Annotated in this window: 14 protein-coding genes and 2 tRNA genes; 10 read left to right on the top strand and 6 right to left on the bottom strand. The window is 40.8% G+C overall.

What is annotated here, in order from left to right; genetic code table 11:
• Positions 1 to 59: 59 nt before the first annotated feature.
• Positions 60 to 1,535 carry a DNA polymerase III subunit epsilon gene (gene dnaQ, locus I6L31_RS05250; RefSeq protein ID WP_035272344.1) on the bottom strand — a complete coding sequence of 492 codons (1,476 nt, stop codon included), beginning with the start codon at positions 1,533 to 1,535 and terminating at the stop codon, positions 60 to 62.
• Between the two features lie 210 nt (positions 1,536 to 1,745).
• Here dnaQ and I6L31_RS05245 point away from each other — a divergent pair, with 210 nt between their 5' ends.
• The 6 genes from I6L31_RS05245 to I6L31_RS05220 all read left to right on the top strand — a co-directional run bounded on the left by I6L31_RS05245 (position 1,746) and on the right by I6L31_RS05220 (position 11,928).
• A complete protein-coding gene (locus I6L31_RS05245) occupies positions 1,746 to 4,988 on the top strand; it encodes a LysM peptidoglycan-binding domain-containing protein (protein WP_005005031.1) in 3,243 nt (1,080 codons plus the stop codon).
• Positions 4,989 to 5,049: 61 nt separating this feature from the next.
• Positions 5,050 to 6,879 (top strand): extracellular solute-binding protein, encoded by a 1,830-nt coding sequence (locus tag I6L31_RS05240; protein ID WP_051070642.1) that lies wholly within the window; start codon positions 5,050 to 5,052, stop codon positions 6,877 to 6,879.
• A gap of 30 nt (positions 6,880 to 6,909) precedes the next feature.
• The gene (gene yejB / locus I6L31_RS05235; protein WP_005005028.1) at positions 6,910 to 7,983 is read left to right on the top strand and encodes a microcin C ABC transporter permease YejB; all 1,074 of its coding nucleotides are present in this window, start codon (positions 6,910 to 6,912) and stop codon (positions 7,981 to 7,983) included.
• Positions 7,983 to 8,996, top strand: coding sequence for an ABC transporter permease (locus I6L31_RS05230; protein WP_005005027.1), 1,014 nt, complete (start codon positions 7,983 to 7,985; stop codon positions 8,994 to 8,996). Before yejB ends, I6L31_RS05230 begins: the two co-directional genes overlap by 1 nt.
• Complete coding sequence (locus I6L31_RS05225) at positions 8,971 to 10,569, top strand: ABC transporter ATP-binding protein (protein WP_005005026.1); 1,599 nt, start codon at positions 8,971 to 8,973, stop codon at positions 10,567 to 10,569. Before I6L31_RS05230 ends, I6L31_RS05225 begins: the two co-directional genes overlap by 26 nt.
• 114 nt (positions 10,570 to 10,683) lie before the next feature.
• Positions 10,684 to 11,928: an NADH:flavin oxidoreductase/NADH oxidase family protein gene (locus I6L31_RS05220; protein ID WP_005005021.1), complete on the top strand. Its 1,245-nt coding sequence runs from the start codon at positions 10,684 to 10,686 to the stop codon at positions 11,926 to 11,928.
• Between the two features lie 105 nt (positions 11,929 to 12,033).
• On the opposite strand, the gene I6L31_RS05215 is transcribed toward I6L31_RS05220, so the two are convergent.
• The 3 genes from I6L31_RS05215 to uraH all read right to left on the bottom strand — a co-directional run bounded on the left by I6L31_RS05215 (position 12,034) and on the right by uraH (position 12,866).
• Positions 12,034 to 12,109, bottom strand: a tRNA-Glu gene (locus tag I6L31_RS05215).
• Between the two features lie 23 nt (positions 12,110 to 12,132).
• Positions 12,133 to 12,208, bottom strand: a tRNA-Glu gene (locus tag I6L31_RS05210).
• Between the two features lie 247 nt (positions 12,209 to 12,455).
• A complete protein-coding gene (gene uraH, locus I6L31_RS05205; protein ID WP_004987069.1) occupies positions 12,456 to 12,866 on the bottom strand; it encodes a hydroxyisourate hydrolase in 411 nt (136 codons plus the stop codon).
• Positions 12,867 to 13,221: 355 nt separating this feature from the next.
• On the opposite strand from uraH, the gene I6L31_RS05200 reads away from it, so the two are divergent.
• Positions 13,222 to 15,453: an NADP-dependent isocitrate dehydrogenase gene (locus I6L31_RS05200; RefSeq protein ID WP_005005014.1), complete on the top strand. Its 2,232-nt coding sequence runs from the start codon at positions 13,222 to 13,224 to the stop codon at positions 15,451 to 15,453.
• 64 nt (positions 15,454 to 15,517) lie between these two features.
• Here I6L31_RS05200 and I6L31_RS05195 read toward each other — a convergent pair whose 3' ends face one another.
• Both I6L31_RS05195 and I6L31_RS05190 read right to left on the bottom strand, forming a co-directional pair.
• Positions 15,518 to 16,135, bottom strand: a complete 618-nt coding sequence (locus I6L31_RS05195) for a hypothetical protein (RefSeq protein ID WP_005005012.1) — start codon at positions 16,133 to 16,135, stop codon at positions 15,518 to 15,520.
• Positions 16,136 to 16,193: 58 nt separating this feature from the next.
• Positions 16,194 to 16,997, bottom strand: coding sequence for an rRNA large subunit pseudouridine synthase E (locus I6L31_RS05190; protein ID WP_005005011.1), 804 nt, complete (start codon positions 16,995 to 16,997; stop codon positions 16,194 to 16,196).
• Positions 16,998 to 17,193: 196 nt separating this feature from the next.
• Here I6L31_RS05190 and icd point away from each other — a divergent pair, with 196 nt between their 5' ends.
• The 3 genes from icd (at position 17,194) to I6L31_RS05175 (ending at position 21,035) form a co-directional block, all read left to right on the top strand.
• Positions 17,194 to 18,453: an NADP-dependent isocitrate dehydrogenase gene (gene icd, locus I6L31_RS05185; protein ID WP_005005009.1), complete on the top strand. Its 1,260-nt coding sequence runs from the start codon at positions 17,194 to 17,196 to the stop codon at positions 18,451 to 18,453.
• Between the two features lie 331 nt (positions 18,454 to 18,784).
• Positions 18,785 to 20,176 (top strand): L-cystine transporter, encoded by a 1,392-nt coding sequence (locus I6L31_RS05180; RefSeq protein ID WP_005005006.1) that lies wholly within the window; start codon positions 18,785 to 18,787, stop codon positions 20,174 to 20,176.
• Between the two features lie 31 nt (positions 20,177 to 20,207).
• Positions 20,208 to 21,035: a PhzF family phenazine biosynthesis protein gene (locus tag I6L31_RS05175; protein WP_005005003.1), complete on the top strand. Its 828-nt coding sequence runs from the start codon at positions 20,208 to 20,210 to the stop codon at positions 21,033 to 21,035.
• The last annotated feature ends 22 nt before the right edge of the window (positions 21,036 to 21,057 follow it).

Genomic DNA, 21,057 nt, shown 5'->3' with positions numbered 1-21,057 from the left:
AACTAATATAACTGAACTTTTAAGGCTTGGAATACTAAAACCCAAGCTTACTACGAATTTTATTTGGCAAAAAAGCAAGGCTTACCCTGTTTTTCCTCAAATTGTTTGACCCAAGTCTCATGTCTTGCTAATTCTTCGGGTTCAGGCAAAATCACAGGCAGATCAATCTGCACACGCTGTCTGCTATTTTGCTGTCCATGATTTTCATTTTGTGACAGGGCATCCATATCAAAAGAAACCTGTCCACCTGTCATGGCCAGATAGACATCGGATAAAATCTCGGCATCTAGTAACGCACCATGGAAGGTACGATCACGCGCAGGAATGTCGTAGCGTCTGACCAATGCATCTAATGAATTTTTTTGTCCCGGATGCTTACTTTTAGCCAATGCCAAGGTATCGGTAACAGTACACACTTCTGAAAGCGCAACTAAACCAGCGCGTTTGAACTCGGTATCCAAAAAGTTCATATCGAAGGTGGCATTATGCGCAATGATTTCTGCACCTTTGAGATAATCAAAGAGTACCTCTGCAATTTCTGCGTATTTAGGCTTATCTTTGAGAAAATCATCGCTGATGCCGTGAATATTTTCAGATTCACCTACAGGTTTTTCAGGATTGATATAAATATGAATCGAACTGCCTGTTAGCTTACGATTGATCATTTCAATCGCACCGACTTCAATTATTCGGTCACCATCCTGAAAGTAAAAACCAGTGGTTTCTGTATCTAAAATTAGTTGGCGTGGGCCTTGAATATTTAGGGTGGCTGCTGTTGTTACCACATGTGGATGCGTTTTGCTTTGATCGATACGGTTATTGGTTAATTGGGTTGCTGTTTGTTCTGGTTCACTTGCTGACCCAACTATCTTTTCATTTTCTATTTCTACCAACGCTTCATCGTCTGTAGGGTCTATAGGATATTCATTGATGGTTAAATCTTCGCTATCAACGTCATGATTATCAAAAGCATCCTCGAGAACATCTAGTCCAAACGGGTCATCGAGCAGCCAGTCATTTTCAGATTTTTTTTTTGCCTCGGTCTTTATTTTTGCATCTAGTGGAGTCAGTTGATGTCCTATCCATTCAGCTTCAGGCACGACCACATGCTGCTTTTCAGGATGCTGCACGCCTAAATTGGCCAGTTGATCTGCCATTTCATTGCCTGCATGTCCTGCATGTCCTTTAATCCAGTTCCATTCGATGTTCCGCCCAGCACAAACTTGATCCAGTTGTTGCCAAAGCTCAGGATTTTTGACATCTTTCCAGTTTTTCTTTTTCCAACCGTGAATCCATTCAGTAATGCCTTGTTTGACATAATTGGAATCTGTCCAGATGATGAGTTTTGCATCCTTTGGACAAAAAGAAACACCTTCAATGGCAGCGGTCAGTTCCATGCGATTATTGGTGGTTTCAGCTTCACCACCAAAGAGTTTGTGTTCAGCATCTTGAGTAATGATATAGGCACCCCAACCACCTAAGCCAGGATTACCCTTGCAGGCACCATCAACATAGAGCGTGATTGTTTGTGAGATCATATCAAACCTAAAACTAAAAAAATGAACTTAACGTCCCGTATTGTATATGCAAATCGTGCTTTTCGAGCCGTAGATTCACTGTTTTTTTTAATTTCTTGTAACATTTCCACGCAATTCACGTTAAATTATTGCCTTGTCTAAGCGACATGCTTCACTACAATGGCATATCAAAGAATTAAACTTTACGCGAGTTGTTTGGAACATTTTATGTATAAACCGACCAATATGGTGTGGCAATTTCCCGCAGCATCACTTTTTAAAATTACGATATTGGCTTCTGCTTTGGCAGCATTGGGTCTCACCACTGGCTGTTCCTCAACTCCACAGACTGCAAAAACAAATACAACAAAACAAGTTGGTGGTTCAGGATACCTGGATGCCAGCAGTCTGGATTCACTTGAAGATTTGCTTTCTGCAACAGATATGCGTGCGGTTGAAGGTGATCGCTTACAGATTTTAAAACACGGTGATGTCTGGAAGCGCATGACCGTTGGTTTTAAAATGGACTTGAATCATTGGGATCCACGTATTGAAGCACAACGTAGCTGGTTTATTTCACGCCAGCCGTATCTGGATCGTTTAAGCGCACGTGCCAGCCGCTATTTATATCACACGGTGAAAGAGGCAGAACGTCGCGGCATTCCAACTGAATTGGCATTACTGCCTGTAATTGAAAGTTCATACGATCCCGCAGCGACCAGTAGCGCAGCCGCAGCAGGATTGTGGCAGTTTATTCCAAGTACAGGTCGTATTTATGGTTTAAAGCAAACCAGCCAGTATGATGGACGCCGTGATGTCGTGGAATCAACTCGTGCAGCCTATGAGTTTTTAGGAAGCTTATATAATCAGTTCGGCTCGTGGGAGTTAGCTCTGGCAGCTTATAATGCTGGACCAGGACGTATTCAGCAGGCGATCAATCGAAACCAAGCCGCGGGTTTACCAACGGATTATTGGTCACTCAAATTGCCACAGGAAACCATGAACTATGTACCGCGTTTTCTGGCAGTTGCTCAAATTATTAAAAATCCTAAAGCCTATAATGTAAACTTACCGCCGATTGCCAATCGTCCTCACTTTCGTGAAGTCATGCTCAATGCACCTGTTGATTTAAATCAAATTGCGTCTTTGACAGGGTTAAGCCGTGCTGAACTTTATGCATTGAATCCGGGTTATCGTGGTGAACGTATTGACCCAGAAAGTCCAATGCGTATTTTGATTCCTTCAGATGTCAATCCATCAGTGGATGCTAAGCTCAAAGCTTTAAAATCATCCTCTGGATTCTGGGCAAGCAATAACACAGCAGCTACGCCTAATGCCAATGTGACTGTTAACACATCCACGCGCGGTTCTACTCAAACTGTAACGCCAAGTCGTACAACACCACCCGTCATGACCGCGAGTAGTATCAGTCGACCTTCGACCAGCAGTACAGTTGTTTCATCGATCACTCGACCTTTGAAAACCACGCCGCGTAGTGCAGATGAGCTGGCTGCATTTGCGGCCAGTGCGGATATTCCGAGTGCACCCCGTATTCCTGTTGCAGTGACGCCTGCCAGTAATGTGAAAGCCTTAAGTGCCGAACCACCAATTTCCAAGTCTGAGCGCGAACAAATTGTGGCATTGGTGAAGCAAGAAGGAGTTAAGGAAACAGTGACTCAGGCTTTAGAACCACAACCGACACAGGCTGAAAAAGATCAGGTGGTTGCAGAACTCAAAGCGATTGCACCTAAAGGCACCGAAATTGTGGATCCTTATGATGGCAAAATCAGATTAACTGCGATTCAGACCAGTCAGTCAGTTGCCGATACTGAAGGTAAGGAAGTGACCAAAGGCTTTGCTTACCCTAAAGCTGTAGCTGCAACTGTCAATGCAGATAGTTATGAGGCACAAAATAATAAAGATAAGCCTTATATTAAAACGGATACTGATATTGTCGTGGTACAGCCTTCAGGCAAACGTTCAACTTATACCGTTCAGCCAGGCGATACTTTAGCCATTATTGCGGCTAAAAATGGGGTGAGCTGGCGTGATATCGCAAAATGGAACCAGATTGATCCGAACAATACTTTGTTTGTTGGGGCAACTTTGTATTTGTATGATGCCAAACCGCAAGCGATTGATCGACCAGTTCCTGTTAAAGCCGAGTCCAAACCTGAAAGTTATACGGTAAAAGCCAACGACAGTCTGACAGGTGTTGCGGATCAATTTGGTCTCACAGTCAAACAACTGGCTGACTATAATAATTTGTCTGTGACCAGTGGTTTATTTGTTGGGCAAAAACTTTCTCTTAAAGACAACGGTACAACACATAATGCAGGGTCGAATCGCAATACAGAAGCGAAAAGTGATGCAAAGACGACACGTGTTGCAACCAAATCCTATACAGTGAAGCGTGGTGAATATCTTAAATTGATTGCAGATCGTTATGCTTTATCAAATCAGGAGTTGGCTGATTTAACCTCAGGATTGACCGCAAGCAGTAGCTTATACGTGGGGCAAAAAATTAATGTGCCTTTGCATGAAGTGACTGTACGTGATGATGACAAAGCAGATCCAAAGGAAACACGTAACAGCAAATTAGCCAATCAAGTTAAAACTGAAAATTATCAGATACAACGTGGCGATACTTTATCGAGTATTGCAGCAAAATCAAAAATGACGTTGGCTGAACTTGCAAGCTTGAATAATATTTCAACTAATAGCGGTGTTCGAGTTGGACAGACCTTAAAAATTCCTGCGGATTCTAGCGTTCCTGAGCAATACACCGTTCAGTCAGGGGATAGTTTAAATAGTGTCGCCAATAAGTTTGATCTGGAGCTTTCTGATCTTGCGGAGCTCAATGGTTTAAGTCGTAGCGCAGGTTTACGTGTTGGACAAAAATTAAAACTAACGGGTGACATTCCAGCTTCGGCAAAGGTTGAGGTACAAGAAACTTCACCAGATACGCATACAGTCAAATCAGGTGAAACGCTAGCGAGTATCGCAAGCCGCTATCATCTTCAGTTGAATTATTTGGCTGCTTTAAATGGTCTAAGTCGTAACGCTAATGTACGCGTAGGTCAAAAGTTAAAATTGGAAGGTGATCTACCAAAAACTGAAACTACCAAAGATGACAGCCCAAAAAGCAGATCAAAAGGCAAAACAGCCGCAAATACTGAATCTTATACCGTAAAATCAGGTGAATCACTTAACAGTATTGCCAGTCGTTTAGGCATGAGTGCAAAAGATTTGGCAGATCTAAATAATCTCAATGCACGTGCATCGTTACAGCGCGGACAATCATTGCAAATTCCAAAAACCATTACTGAATACACGGTTAAACGGGGCGATACGCTGATTGGTTTAGCGAGTAAGTTTGGTATGGCAATTACCGAGTTGGCAGATCTAAATGACCTGAAACAAAATGCACAGCTTCGTATTGGTGATGTCATTAAAGTTCCAAACTTATAAGTTGTAACGGATGATGGATTTGATTTCAGGACGAGGCTTGCATAGCGCCCATCATCCAATGATGGGTCAGCTGATCAAAAGTACTATTTTGGCAGTGATTTTTTATGGCGGTACTGTTAATGCTGCGGTACAGACGACGCCTTATATCGCTATACATAGTAAAGCCAAATATAGTGGATTGAGTCATATGCCTTATGCCAATCCGCAGGCGCCCAAAGGTGGCATACTGAGTGAATATAGCAATGGTACTTTTGATAACCTGAATAGTATGAATGGCAAAGGCAGTTCTACAGACGGTATAAATTTTATATTTGACAGCCTGATGTCGCCTTCGCTTGATGAGCCTGCGGTGATGTATCCACTTTTGGCGAAGACTGCTACTTTTGATCCTGAACATACCCATTTTGTTATTTTTGATTTAAATCCAAAAGCAAAGTTCAGTAATGGTCAGCCTTTGACAGCAGAAGATGTCAAATTCAGTTTTGATACCTATCAAAGCAAGGCTAATCCGGGTTTGCAAATGTATATTGCAGATTTGGCAAAAACCGAGGTGTTGTCTAAATATCAGGTCAAGTTTAGTTTTAAATCTGAAAATAATGCTGAAATGCCCATGATTTTGGCAAGTCTTCCCATTTATTCCAAACAAGACTGGAAAAATAAAGATTTTAGCCGCATTACCATGGAGCCGATTTTAGGTTCAGGCCCATATCTGATTGAACGCATTGATGCAGGACGCAGCATTACTTACAAGCGCAATCCAGATTATTGGGGCAAAGATTTAGCCGTGAATCGTGGACGGTATAACTTTGATCGCCTGAAATATGTTTATTACCGTAATATGGATATTGCTTTTGAAGGATTTAAGTCTGGGCAATATACATGGCAAGAAGAATTTACTGCCAGAAAGTGGGTCACTGCCTATAATTTTCCTGCAATAAACAACAAGATGGTCAAAAAATTTGAGTTTAAACATCGTAATCCGATGACCATGCAAAGTATTGTAATGAATACCCGTCGTGCGCCACTCAATGATATTCAATTTCGGCGTGCTGTCAGTTATGCCTATGATTTTGAATGGCAAAATAAAGCCCTGTTTTATGGCAAATATCGACGTTTACAAAGCCATTTTGATAATAGTGAATTGGCAGCGAGAGGGAAACCTTCAGCAGCAGAACTTCAAGTTTTACAGCCGTATCTATCCAAATTAAATCCGATTGTGAAACAGGGTGTACTTGCAGACTGGAAATATCCCGTGAGTGACGGCAGTGGTTTTAATCGTCAAAATTTGCTGACCGCAAGACAGTTATTGATTGATGCGGGTTATAGCGTTAAAGCAGGACAATTACGTGATCATCAGGGTAAGCCGATTCAGTTTGAATTGTTAATCCATCAGGACGGTTTACAACGTACTCTAATGCCATTGGTGCGAAATCTTAAACGTCTCGGGATTACAGTATCGATTCGACAGGTCGATGTGCCACAGTATTTAGAGCGTATGCGCCGTAATGATTTTGATTTAACGACCTTGGCGATGCCACAGTCTTTAACACCGGGAAATGAACAATTTCAATTCTGGAGTAGTTCTGCCGCAGATCAGGTGGGCAATTATAATTTTTCAGGTATTAAAGACCCTGTGATTGATGCAGTGATCCAAAAACTGGTGAAATCTTCTAGTCGAGAGGAACTGATCACCCATACCAAAGTGCTAGATCGTTTGTTACGTGCAGGTTATTATCAAATTTTAACCTATGGAAAGGGGGAGAACTGGTATGCCTACTGGGATATGTATGAACATCCTCAAACCTTGCCGACACTTTCGGTAGGACTGGATTACTGGTGGTCGAATCCTAAAAAAGCGCAAGCGGTTGCAAATTATTTGCGCCGACAATAAATCATCAAAAGACGCCAAAGGAACCAAAACATGGGCACCTATATTATTAAGCGACTTTTACTCATTGTTCCGACCTTATTTCTGATTTTACTGATTAATTTTTTAGTGGTTCAAATTGCGCCAGGTGGCCCTGTTGAGCAGGCAATTCATCAGGCTGAAAATTTTCAGGGGATCAATCAAAGTGGTGGCGGTGAAACAGTCAGTATCTCATCTGATCGATCTTATCAGGGAGCTAGAGGTTTAAGCCCTGAAATGATTGAGCAGATAAAAGCCCAATATGGTTTCGATAAATCTGCGCCTGAACGCTTTTGGTTGATGTTAAAAGGTTATTTGACCTTAGATTTCGGCACCAGTTTTTTTAAGGATAAACCCGTTACCCAACTGTTATATGAAAAAATGCCAGTAACCATTTCGCTGGGGCTCTGGAGTACTTTGTTGATTTATTTAGTATCGATCCCCCTTGGGATTCGTAAAGCTAAACAACATGGTTTATTTTTTGATAAAGCAACATCGATCCTGCTGGCTGTTGGCTATGCTGTGCCGACTTTTGTATTTGGTGTATTACTGATTGTATTTTTTGCAGGCGGTTCATATTTTCACTGGTTCCCATTACAGGGTTTAGTCTCTGAGAATTTTCATCAACTTAGCTTTTTTGAGCAAGTTAAAGACTACTTTTGGCATATGACCTTGCCTTTGTTGACGATGGTGTTGGGCGGTTTTGCAGGCTTAACTTATTTGACCAAATATTCTTTTATGGAAGAACTGAATAAACAATATGTACTGGCAGCACGTTCAAAAGGATTAAGCGAAAATAGGGTGCTTTATGGTCATGTTTTCCGTAATGCTATGCTGATTGTGATTGCAGGTTTACCCGAAGCCCTCATTGGCATTTTCTTTGTCGGCAACTTGTTTATTGAAATTATTTTTAATCTGGATGGCGTGGGCTTACTCGGCTTTGAGGCAATTACCCAACGTGATTATCCTGTGATTTTTGGTACTTTATTTTTATTTACCTTGCTTGGTTTGGTTTTGAGGTTGATCAGTGATGTGTTGTATCAGGTGATCGATCCACGAATTAATTTTGAATCACGGGGAGCAAAATAATGTCCCCAATGATGCAGGCGCGTTTTAAACGTTTTAAACACAATCGGCTGGGTTTTACTTGTTTCATTCTGTTCGTATTGATTTTTATTTTGTCGTTGGGTGCAGAGTTTATAGCCAATGATAAACCGATTTTAGTCAAATACGATCAGTCTTATTATTTTCCAGTGATGAAATCCTACCCTGAAACGACCTTTGGCGGTGTGTTTGAAACCGAGGCAGATTATAAAGATCCAGCAGTTCAAAAATTAATTGATGATAAGGGGTGGGCAGTATGGCCGTTAATTCCATTTTCTTATCAAACTCCAAATTTGGATTTAGCAGTGCCTGTACCTTCACCACCAAGCCAGCAAAACTGGCTCGGAACAGATGATCAGGGGCGCGATGTATTGGCACGGATTCTTTATGGCTTACGTGTATCTTTAATCTTTGGTTTTGCGTTAACTTTTTTTGCCGCAGTGATCGGAATCATAGTTGGCGCGATACAAGGCTACTATGGTGGATGGATTGATCTGATTGGCCAACGCATTCTTGAGGTATGGGGTGGTTTACCTATGCTGTTTATGGTCATGATTTTGGTCAGTATGTTTACCCCAAGTGTGTATTGGTTGTTTCTGATTATGCTGTTGTTTGGCTGGCCAGCACTGGTTGGACTGGTTCGGGCAGAGTTTTTACGAGCAAGAAATTTTGATTATGTCCGTGCCGCGCGTGCTTTAGGGGTAAAAGACCGAACCATTATGTTTCGGCATATTTTACCCAATGCCATGAGTTCGAGTTTATCGCAGCTTCCTTTTATGCTCACCGCCAATATTACGGCACTCACCGCACTGGACTTTTTGGGCTATGGCTTACCACCTGATGCTGCTTCATTGGGTGAATTATTATTACAAGGTAAAAATAATTTAACCGCGCCGTGGTTAGCACTCTCAGGTTTTTTTAGTTTGGCTGTGGTGTTATCTCTTCTTATCTATGTTGGGGAGGCGACGCGTGATGCATTCGATCCAAGACGACAATAATCAAATGCAGCAAATGACTTGCCTGAAAGTAAGTGGCTTACATATTGAAAATGAAACGGGTCAAGTATTGGTTCAACAACTGGATTTTGAACTGAAACAGGGTGAAACCCTAGCAATCGTGGGAGAAAGTGGTTCAGGTAAATCCATCAGTAGTCTGGCGTTATTAGGCTTATTACCTCAGCATTTAAAAATAACGGGTCAAGCTTTATTTGAAGGTCAAGATCTATTGCACCTCAATCAAGCGCAGTATCGACAGATTCGCGGTCAAAAAATTGCCATGATTTTTCAGGAACCGATGACGGCATTAAATCCATTACATCGGGTGGAAAAAATCGTCGGTGAAACATTGCTGCTAAAAGGATGGTCAAAGCAGCAAGTTCGAAGCCGCGTACTGGAATTGTTGCATGATGTTGGAATCCCTGAGCCTGAAACTAAGCTGAGACGTTATCCTCATGAATTATCGGGTGGTCAGCGTCAACGGGTCATGATTGCGATGGCGTTGGCGCAAGAGCCTGAGATTTTAATTGCTGACGAACCCACCACTGCACTAGATGTCACGTTGCAGGCACAGATTTTAAATCTGCTTAAAACGTTGCAGCAAAAACGCAATATGGCCATGATTTTGATTAGTCACGATTTAAATCTGGTCAAACGCTATGCAGACCAAGTCATTGTCATGAACAAAGGTGGTGTCGAGGAGCAAGGGCAGGTCAATGATGTTTTTAATCATCCCAAAACCAGTTATACCCAACATTTGCTCAATCATGATTTCGGTCATGCATTAAAACTCCAGTCTGGGCAGCCATTACTTGAGCTGCAACAGCTTGAGGTCAAATTTCCAATTAAACAAGGGTTACTCAATCGAGTTAAGGATTATGTGGTTGCATTAGAACCGATGGATTTAACCCTTTCTCAGGGCGAGTCGATTGGGATTGTAGGGGAAAGTGGTTCGGGTAAAACCACACTTGCACTGGCAGTAACTCGCTTGATTGAGTGCGATGGGAAAATCATTTTATTGGGCAAAGACTTAAATCATTTAAAAGAAAATCAACTTCGCCCGTTACGCACAGATTTTCAAATTGTATTTCAGGACCCATTTAGCAGTTTAAATCCACGCATGACGGTGGCACAAATTATTGGTGAGGGACTCGTTCTCAAACACATTAAAGCAGATGAAATGGATGATTTGATTGACGATGCACTATTGAAAGTGGAATTGCCGATTGAATTTAAACAGCGTTATCCTCATGAGTTATCTGGTGGACAAAGGCAACGTATTGCTTTGGCACGCGCATTAATTTTGAAGCCTAAGTTGATTATCTTGGATGAGCCTACATCGGCATTGGATCGTACGACACAGCGTTCAATCGTCCAGTTATTGCGACGCTTACAGCAACAACAGCAGTTGAGCTATTTGTTTATTAGTCATGACTTACAAGTCGTCCGCGCTTTATGTCAGAAAGTTTTGGTATTGCGACATGCAAAAGTTATTGAATATCAAGATACTGAGCAACTTTTTTTAAAACCGCAATCTGAATATACCCGTCAGCTCATTGCTGCAAGCCAATATTAAACTTTTGCATATAATTGACATGTGGTATTGTCAATTTGCAAATACAGGATGACTTTAACTTCAATTTTTAATTCAAATTGGAAGAATAACTCCGATTTTTTAAAAGAGAAAAACATGACACAGATTGCCGATTCAATTCAAATCAGAAATACCACATTTAAAAATCGCTTAATTAAGGGAGCGATGAGTGAAGCATTGGCAAATGATGCAGGACAGCCGAATCAACTACATCTTGGGCTTTATGAAGCATGGGCGAAAGGAGGGCTGGGTTGTGCCATTACAGGCAATGTGATGGTCGATATTCGTGCTAAAAATGAGCCTGGCGTTGTTGTCGCTGAAAGTGAGCGTGATCTGGTTGAACTAAAAAAATGGGCAGATATTGGCAAGCAGTACGGAATGGTGCAGTTAATCCAGTTATCTCATCCGGGGCGTCAGTGTCCGAAAGGATTAAATAAAGAAACGGTGGCGCCTTCTGCTGTGCCATTTAGTCCTATGCTTGCTACCATGTTTGGAACGCCTCGTGAGCTTCGACAAGATGAGATCCTGGATATTATTCAGCGTTTTGCGAAAGCCGCAAGTATTTGTGAAAAAGCGGGTTTCGAGGGTGTACAGCTACACGGTGCACATGGTTATTTGATTAGTCAGTTTTTATCGCCATTGACCAATAAACGTCAGGATCAATGGGGCGGTTCGATTGAAAATCGTATGCGCTTCCTGCTTGAGATTTATAAAGCAGTACGTAAAGCGACTTCAGAAAACTTTATCATTTCAGTTAAACTTAATTCGGCTGACTTTCAACGCGGTGGCATTACTGAAGAAGATGTAATTACAGTATTTAAAGCCATTGATGTCGTTGGAATCGATTTAATTGAAATCTCTGGCGGAACCTATGAAGCCCCTGCGATGGCAGGTGCGAAATCAGAAAAACGTAAAGCCAGCACCATTGCGCGAGAAGCCTACTTTTTAGACTTTGCAGAAAAAATTCGTCAACAAGTTACATGTAAGCTGATGGTTACGGGTGGTTTTCGTACAGTGGCAGGCATGAATGCCGCTTTGCAAAGTGGTGCTTGTGATTTTATTGGTATTGCACGTCCATTTGCAGTTGAAACGGACTTAGCAAATCGTTTGATTGCAGGGCAGGATGTCAAATATGCAGTCAAACCAATTAAAACAGGATTACCATTTGTCGATAAAATGGCGATTATGGAAATTATTTGGTATGCGGCGCAATTTAGAAGTATTGGAAAAGGCAAAAAGCCAAATCCGAAACTATCGCCGCTTCTTGTATTTTTGAATTATGCGAAGGGTAATATCAAGGCTGTGATTAAAGGTCAGGTGAATTCACGCAAGTCTGCATAAATATATTGAATGGAAATAGGGATTCGTCAGAATCTCTATTTCCTCATGATCGATTTGATAGAAATAAAAAAGCCACTCGCATTATGCAGTGGCTTTTTTGGAATTTGGCGTCCCTACGGGGATTCGAACCCCGGTTACCGCCGTGAAAGGGCGATGTCCTAGGCCTCTAGACGATAGGGACTTATATGAGGCTGTATCTGAAATTGGCGTCCCTACGGGGATTCGAACCCCGGTTACCGCCGTGAAAGGGCGATGTCCTAGGCCTCTAGACGATAGGGACGTTTCAGAGGTGGGCGTATAGTAGGGTGATTTGAGGAGGGTGTCAAACGATTTTAATGATAAAAACAATAAAATAAGATTAAGCGTTTAAAATTAAATCAATGAGATGTAAATTTCAGCAGTTTTATCGATTTAGATCAAATGTATCACTGAAACTTGTAAATGAAGTGGGTAACAATCTCTCCATTTTAATAGGTAAAAGAGTGCACCCACTCAAATCATCATCAGCTATTTCATATTACTAGACATTAATTTCCACGATAGGTTGAATAGCCATAAGGGCTGATTAAGAGTGGAATATGATAATGATCAACAGCTCCATCAATCACAAATACAACGGGCACTTCAGGAAAAAATGAACGTTGATTATGTTCTCGAAACCAATCCCCAGTTTTGAATGTCACCCGATAAGTTCCTTTAGCTAAAGTTTTTTCATCTGGATAAAGTGCAGTGATACGTCCATTTTCATCGGTTTTACCCTGATTGATTTGCACCCACTTTTCACCTTGTTGAGCTTCAAGAACAACATTGACATCAGCAGATGGCAAACCATTTTCAAGATTAAGTACATGTACACTCAGTGGATTTTGAGCAAATACCAGACTCGAAGCGCTCAGGCTGAGTGCAAAAAGTGTTGTTTTATACACAGTTTTTCTCATAGAAATAACAAAGAATTTTATTTTATCGATTTATTTATCTCATTTTGATAGAAAATATGTAAAATTAACTGAAAAAAATAAGGCCATCTTCATTGAAATACAGGGATTTGGCCTCATGTAAGACCTGTATTGAGGTACAACGGTTTATTTAAACGAAAAAAATAATAAATTTAACGAATATTGCTGAGAAGATTTACTTTTACTATTTTCTGGCGAAATGTCGTTATCACTAGATATTACGTTGACTGAAATGCAATGAGAGTCGATACTCTCAGGGTTTTATTTAAGCAAATCGGTTCGTAGGAGAGGGTCACAAGCTCATTCCTCGCAACGCAATCCAAAGCAGGAGATATATATGGCTGGTGGAAAGTCAACAATCATTTACACACTGACCGATGAGGCGCCACTTTTAGCGACCTACTCACTGCTTCCAATCATTGAGACTTTTACCAAGCCAGCTGGCATTGAGATCGACAAAAGCGATATCTCTGTGTCTGCACGCGTACTCGCAGAGTTCTCTGAATATTTAAAAGATGAGCAGAAAGTACCTAACAATCTTGCAGAACTTGGTCGTCTTACCCAAGATCCAGATACCAACATTATCAAGTTACCAAATATTAGTGCTTCAGTGGGTCAATTAACTGCATGTATTAAAGAGTTGCAGTCAAAAGGTTACGCAATTCCTGATTATCCTGAAAACCCAACCGCTGACGAAGAAAAAGCGATCAAAGCACGTTATAGCAAGTGTCTAGGTTCTGCGGTAAATCCTGTATTACGTGAAGGTAACTCCGACCGTCGTGCGCCTGCTGCGGTAAAAAACTACGCAAAAAAACATCCTCATTCAATGAGCGAATGGAAGCAATGGTCTCAAACGCATGTTTCACATATGGAAGAAGGCGACTTCTATCATGGTGAAAAATCATTGACACTGGACCGTGCGCGTAAAGTGAAAATGGAATTAATCACCAAAAGCGGTCAAAGCATTGTACTTAAACCTGAAGTCGCTTTGCTTGATGGTGAAATCATTGACTCTATGTTTATGAGCAAAAAAGCACTTTGCGACTTTTATGAGAAACAACTTGAAGATTGTCGTGAAGCGGGCATTTTATTCTCATTACACGTGAAAGCGACCATGATGAAGGTGTCACACCCGATCGTATTTGGTCACTGTGTCAAAATTTATTATAAAGACGCATTTGAAAAACACGGTAAGTTATTTGACGAATTAGGTATTAACGTCAATAACGGTATGGCAGGTCTTTACGAAAAAATCGAAACTTTGCCGACCTCATTGCGTGAAGAAATTATTGAAGATTTACATGCATGTCAGGAACACCGTCCTGCATTAGCAATGGTAGACTCAGCCAAAGGCATTACCAACTTCCATTCACCAAACGATATCATTGTTGATGCTTCTATGCCTGCCATGATTCGTGCGGGTGGAAAAATGTGGGGTGCAGATGGTAAGCAGTATGATGCTAAAGCGGTGATGCCAGAATCAACTTTCGCGCGTATTTATCAGGAAATGATTAATTTCTGTAAATGGCATGGTAACTTCGACCCACGTACCATGGGTACAGTGCCAAACGTAGGTTTGATGGCACAAAAAGCGGAAGAGTACGGTTCTCACGATAAAACCTTTGAAATTCCTGAAGCGGGTGTTGCCAATATTACTGACCTTGAAACAGGTGAAGTTTTACTGTCTCAAAATGTTGAAGAAGGCGATATCTGGCGCATGTGTCAGGTTAAAGATGCACCGATTCGTGATTGGGTAAAACTTGCTGTTACTCGTGCGCGTAACTCGGGTATGCCTGCTATTTTCTGGCTTGACCCATACCGTCCACACGAAAATGAATTGATCAAAAAAGTTGAAAAATACTTAAAAGATCATGACACGACTGGACTTGATATCGAGATTATGTCGCAAGTCCGTGCAATGCGTTACACGCTTGAACGTGTGGCACGTGGTTTGGATACGATTTCTGTTACGGGTAACATCTTGCGTGATTACTTAACAGACCTATTCCCAATTATGGAACTCGGTACTTCTGCGAAAATGTTGTCTATCGTTCCGTTAATGGCGGGCGGTGGTATGTACGAAACGGGTGCGGGTGGTTCAGCACCAAAACATGTACAGCAGTTGGTTGAAGAAAATCACTTGCGTTGGGATTCTTTAGGTGAGTTCCTTGCCCTTGCTGTTTCTCTTGAAGAGTTAGGCATTAAGGAAAATAACGAGCGTGCCAAGTTACTGGCTAAAACTTTAGATCAAGCAACGGGTAAATTACTGGACAACGATAAGTCTCCATCACGTCGTACTGGCGAGATTGATAACCGTGGTAGCCACTTCTATTTAGCATTGTACTGGGCTCAAGCACTTGCTGCTCAAGATGAAGATGCTGAGTTAAAAGCCAAGTTTGCACCACTTGCGAAAGCTTTGGCTGACAATGAAGATAAGATCGTTGCAGAGCTCGCAGCAGTTCAAGGTAAACCTGCTGATATCGGTGGTTACTATGCGGTTGATCCAGCGAAAGTGGAAGCAGTAATGCGTCCAAGTTCGACATTGAATGCCGCGCTAGAAACGATTTAAGTCAAAATAATACGGGTTATTTTACCCATATTGTGAAATAAACCGATGCAAAAGCATCGGTTTTTTATTCTAGAGAAATGTATTTTCTACAAACATTCATTAAAGCGGAGTGCGCATATTGGAATTCATTATGAAAATCGTATCGATCATCCTTAAACTCTAGAAATTCTAAGGCAGACCAAGGATAAAACATTTCTAGATAGTTTAAATATTTTTGTATAAGCTCCCAATTTTTCTCATCAAATTGCCCTTCAAGTAAAATTTGAAGTTGTTGTGTTTTTGAGCGTAACGGAACTGCTGTTTCTATAAGCTCTGCATACGTAACTTTATATTCTGACTCTTTTGTTTCTATTGAAAATGTATAGGTTAGAACATAGATTTTAGATGTAAACTGTCCATGTAAATCCCATATATCATTAATTAATCGTGAGATCAAAGATAGATTATGTTGTGTTTTCCAGTTAAGAACTAACACAGCAGCTGTTATTGCTGCGAATACTGTGGCTGCGCTACCTAATAATGATGTGATAAGAGAGATATTATTTTGATTTTCTATTTTTATTAAGAAGTTCCCAAACCAGATGTACAGTAGATTTATTAGTAAAAAAATTGAGATAAGTAGAAATGGTAAATAAGTTGAAATGAGTAATCTGATTATTTTAAATCGTATATTTTTAAGCATATTTTCAAACTCCACTAAATTTTAAAGCCCACTTATGGGCTTTAAAAATACTTAAATCTCAACGACCATTACGGTTACGACCACGCGGTGCTTTAGTATTTGGTCGAGTTGTACCATTGGTCTTACGACGTGGCTTTTCACTTTCATCCATTTGCCAAATACGCTTGGTACCTGATTTTTTCTTATTCGGGTCTTTCTTGTCACCTTCTTTTTTCTTTTGATGCATAGGCTTACCGCCAGTCCCGCCTGGTTTCTTCACATAAGAGCGAGAACGGTAAGGCTTGTCCTCAGGCAGGTCTTTAAAATCAGGGAAAAGCAACGGCTCGATTTCAGTTTGTTCGCCCGGTTGTAAACCTAGACGGATCAAATTGATTGAACCAATTTGAGTACGGATAAGACGTAAGGTAGGGAACCCAACAGCGGCAGTCATACGGCGAACTTGACGATTACGACCTTCACAAATTTGCAGTTCTATCCAGCTCGTCGGAATGCTTGCGCGATAGCGAACAGGAGGGTCACGATCCCATAACCATTCTGGTTCATCAACTTTCATCGCAGTGGCAGGTAAGGTGAGACCATCAGCCAGCTCTACGCCTTTACGTAATTGTTGCAACGCTTCTTCAGTGATATCTCCATCCACCTGAACCAGATAGGTTTTATATTTTTTATTACTTGGATGAGTAATGAACTGATTTAAACCGCCATGATCAGTTAAAAACATCAATCCTTCTGAATCTAAATCCAAACGTCCTGCAATACGTAATTCAGGATCATGAATAAAACTTGAAACAGTTAAATGCGCAGTATCTTCCCGAAACTGGGATAAGACATCATAAGGCTTGTTAAAAACAACAATTTTCATATCAATAAACTACTTTGGTTATTGGTCATCACCGTTAATAAAAGGTTTTTATTTAATGGAGAAATGTAGTTATTCAACCTTAAAATCTCAAAAAAACCTGTTTTGGATTAGACTATTAGCGATTAAAAAATAAACTTTAACGTATGTCCTCAGTGGCACACGTGATTCGCCAGTTTAAAAAGGGAGAACCTAAACAATGGGTTATCAAAAGATCGTGGTTCCAGCGGATGGTGACAAAATCACAGTCAATGCAGACTTATCACTTAATGTTCCAAACCATCCAATCATTCCTTTCATTGAGGGTGACGGTATTGGTGTGGATATTACACCAGCTATGAAGGCAGTGGTAGATGCTGCTGTGCTAAAAGCGTATGGTGGCAAGCGTTCAATCGAATGGATGGAAGTATACTGCGGCGAGAAAGCAAATACTATTTATGGCACGTATATGCCCGAAGAAACTTTTGAAGCATTACGTGAATATGTCGTTTCTATCAAAGGTCCACTCACGACACCTGTAGGGGGCGGTATTCGCTCACTGAATGTTGCTTTGCGTCAGGAATTGGATTTGTATGTCTGTATTCGACCTGTTCGCTGGTTTAAAGGGGTTCCGAGTCCTGTTCAACATCCCGAACACACCAATATGGTGATCTTTCGTGAAAATTCAGAAGATATCTATGCAGGGATTGAATGGAAAACTGACTCGCCTGAAGCCAAAAAAATAATTAAGTTTCTTGAAGAAGAAATGGGCGTGACCAAAATTCGTTTCCCTGAAAGTTGTGGTATTGGGGTTAAACCTGTATCTAAAGAAGGTACACAGCGTCTCGTGCGCAAAGCGATTCAGTTTGCGATTGATCATGATAAACCAAATGTCACTTTGGTACACAAAGGCAACATCATGAAATATACCGAAGGTGCATTTAAAGAATGGGGCTATGAACTTGCCATTGAGCGCTTTGGTGGTGAACTCATTGATGGCGGACCTTGGGTAAAAATTAAAAATCCTAAAACTGGCAAAGACATTATTATTAAAGACGTGATAGCTGATGCTTTTCTGCAACAAATTTTGTTACGTCCTAGCGATTATTCTGTGATTGCAACCTTAAATCTAAATGGCGATTATATTTCCGATGCCTTAGCTGCTGAAGTGGGTGGGATTGGAATTGCGCCAGGTGCAAATATTGGCGGAGCTGTTGCGGTTTATGAAGCAACGCATGGCACAGCGCCGAAATATGCAGGTCAGGATAAAGTCAATCCGGGTTCGATTATTCTTTCGGCTGAAATGATGTTACGTGATATGGGTTGGACAGAAGCTGCGGATTTAATTATCAAAGGGATTTCTGCTGCAATTGCTGCAAAAACCGTAACCTATGATTTTGAACGACTCATGCAAGGCGCAACACTATTGCGTTGTTCTGAATTTGCACAAGCGATTATTCAGCATATGGATGATGAATAGTTTGAAAATAACCTCTCATCCTAGAGAGGTTAATTTTTTGGACTTCATCATGTGTTGAAATAGTAGACTTCTTTCATCATTGTTTAACCCCCCCTTTATTTTTCTCCCATAGAGCAAATTAAAAGGGAAGAATGAAAGAAGTTGAGTATTGGATGCTAAATAAATCAGTCATGTTATATTTTAACAAATTCATTTAAATAAAATACTTAGAAGTAAAAACTATAAACATAGGCGTTACTGTCTAACCAATTAAATCATGAGGGGCTAGTTTCGTAACAGCTATCTATGCTCCAATATTACCAACGATTTTTGTCAACTTTCAGGTGTCTGTATGAACTGGCCCTTGCTGATCAATATTATTATTTTTATTGGATTAATTATTTTACAGACGCGGACGCATAAAACTCACTGGAGTTTGTCAAAAAAAGTCCTCGCAGGTTTGTTGCTGGGTGTGTTGTTTGGATTGAGTTTACAACTGGTGTATGGTGAGTCGAGTCCAGTGATTAGCGCATCCATGCAATGGTTTAATATCGTGGGTAATGGCTACGTCAAACTGTTGCAAATGGTAGTGATGCCTTTGGTTTTTATCTCGATTTTAGGGGCTGTGGCTAAACTGCATAATGCCAGTTCGTTGGGCAAAATTAGTTTTTATACCATTGGGATTTTGTTGTTTACTACGGCAATAGCCGCTTTTGTCGGTGTCGGCGTAACCCATTTATTTGGCTTAACAGCTGATGGTTTGGTGCAAGGCACACAGGAAACAGCCCGATTATCAGCACTACATAGTGATTATATCGCTAAAGTCACGGATTTAAATGTACCACAGTTATTGTTGTCATTTATTCCTACCAATCCTTTTGCAGATTTAACGGGTGCAAATCCGACATCCATTATTAGTGTAGTGATCTTTGCTGCTTTCTTAGGGGTGGCAGCATTAAAGCTGCTAAAAGATGAGCCAGAAAAAGGACAACGTGTATTACGCGGAATCGAATCTTTACAAGGTTGGATTATGAAGCTCGTACGTTTGGTCATGACTTTAACCCCTTATGGTGTATTTGCGCTCATGACCAAAGTCGTTGCAGGCTCAAATATGGCGGATATTTTAAAGCTGGGTGGATTTTTGATTGCGTCTTATCTGGGTTTAGCGATTATGTTTGCAGTACACGGCATTTTATTATCGCTATCAGGGATTAATCCACTCCGCTTCTTTAAAAAAGTCTGGCCAGTTTTAACCTTTGCATTTACCAGTCGTTCCAGTGCGGCAAGTATTCCTTTAAATATTGAAGCACAAACGCAGCGTTTAGGTGTACCTGAGTCAATTGCCAGTTTTTCAGCATCTTTTGGTGCGACCATAGGTCAAAATGGTTGTGCAGGTTTGTATCCTGCGATGCTGGCAACGATGGTTGCACCAACTTTAGGAATTAATACTTTTGATCCTCTATGGATTGCAACGTTGATTTTGGTTGTCACTTTAAGTTCGATTGGTGTCGCAGGGGTGGGTGGTGGTGCAACGTTCGCGGCATTGATTGTATTGCCTGCCATGGGTTTGCCTGTGACTTTGGTTGCACTTTTGATCTCGATTGAACCGTTAATTGATATGGGACGTACCGCATTAAATGTGAATGGTTCAATGACCGCAGGTACCATCACCAGTCAATTGATGCATCAAACCAATAAAGATATTTTAAACAGTGACGATGATTCTAAGCTGAGTCATGGTTAAATTCAAAATTTAAAACAAGGAAAAATCTAGAATGAAAATGTATCAGGTCGATGCTTTTACCCTGCAATTATTCAAAGGAAATCCTGCTGCGGTTTTGGTGGTAGAAGCTTGGCCTGATGAAGCACTCATGCAATCGATTGCTTTTGAAAATAATCTATCTGAAACGGCGTTTGTCAAAAAACTTGATGATGAAAACTATGCGATTCGTTGGTTTTCACCGTCGGATGAAGTGGCTTTTTGCGGTCATGCAACCCTTGCAAGTGCATTTGTACTATTTAGAAATTACACACAGGCAACAACGCTACAATTCCATGTTAAAGATTTAGGCATTTTTATCGTGACTCAAGCGGAAGATGGCAAAATCTTGATGAATTTTCCAATTCGCCGTGCTGAAAAGTTGAGTGAGTATCCTGCTATTTTAGATGAAGCATTGTCAAAACCATTTAAAGCGGTATATGCCAATCCGCAAGCTTATATTGTGCAGTACGAAAGCGTACAGGATGTCTTGGATGAACAACCTGATTTAGTCAAACTCAAGACATTGGGTAAAATGCGTACTGCAATTACAAGTTCAACACTGGATGTTGCGATCACCGCATCGGATAGTATCGAATATGACTGTGTATCACGTTATTTTGCACCTGCGATTGGTATCGATGAAGATCCAGTCACAGGTTCAATTCATACCGCAATTGTCCCTTTGTGGGCAGATCAATTGAATAAAACTGAGCTGATTGCTTATCAAGCTTCAAAACGAGGTGGTGTGTTATATAGTCGTCTTTTAGAAAATGATCGAATTGAAATAGCGGGATATGCGGTGTTATATATGCAAAGTGAGATCGAAGTTCATGCATTATAAAAATACATTCTTTTTTCAAGTG

Source organism: Acinetobacter septicus (assembly GCF_019355975.1).
Lineage (GTDB): Bacteria > Pseudomonadota > Gammaproteobacteria > Pseudomonadales > Moraxellaceae > Acinetobacter > Acinetobacter ursingii.
The sequence above is the reverse complement of the archived record's forward strand: the minus strand, read 5'-3'. Positions and strand labels throughout refer to the sequence as shown.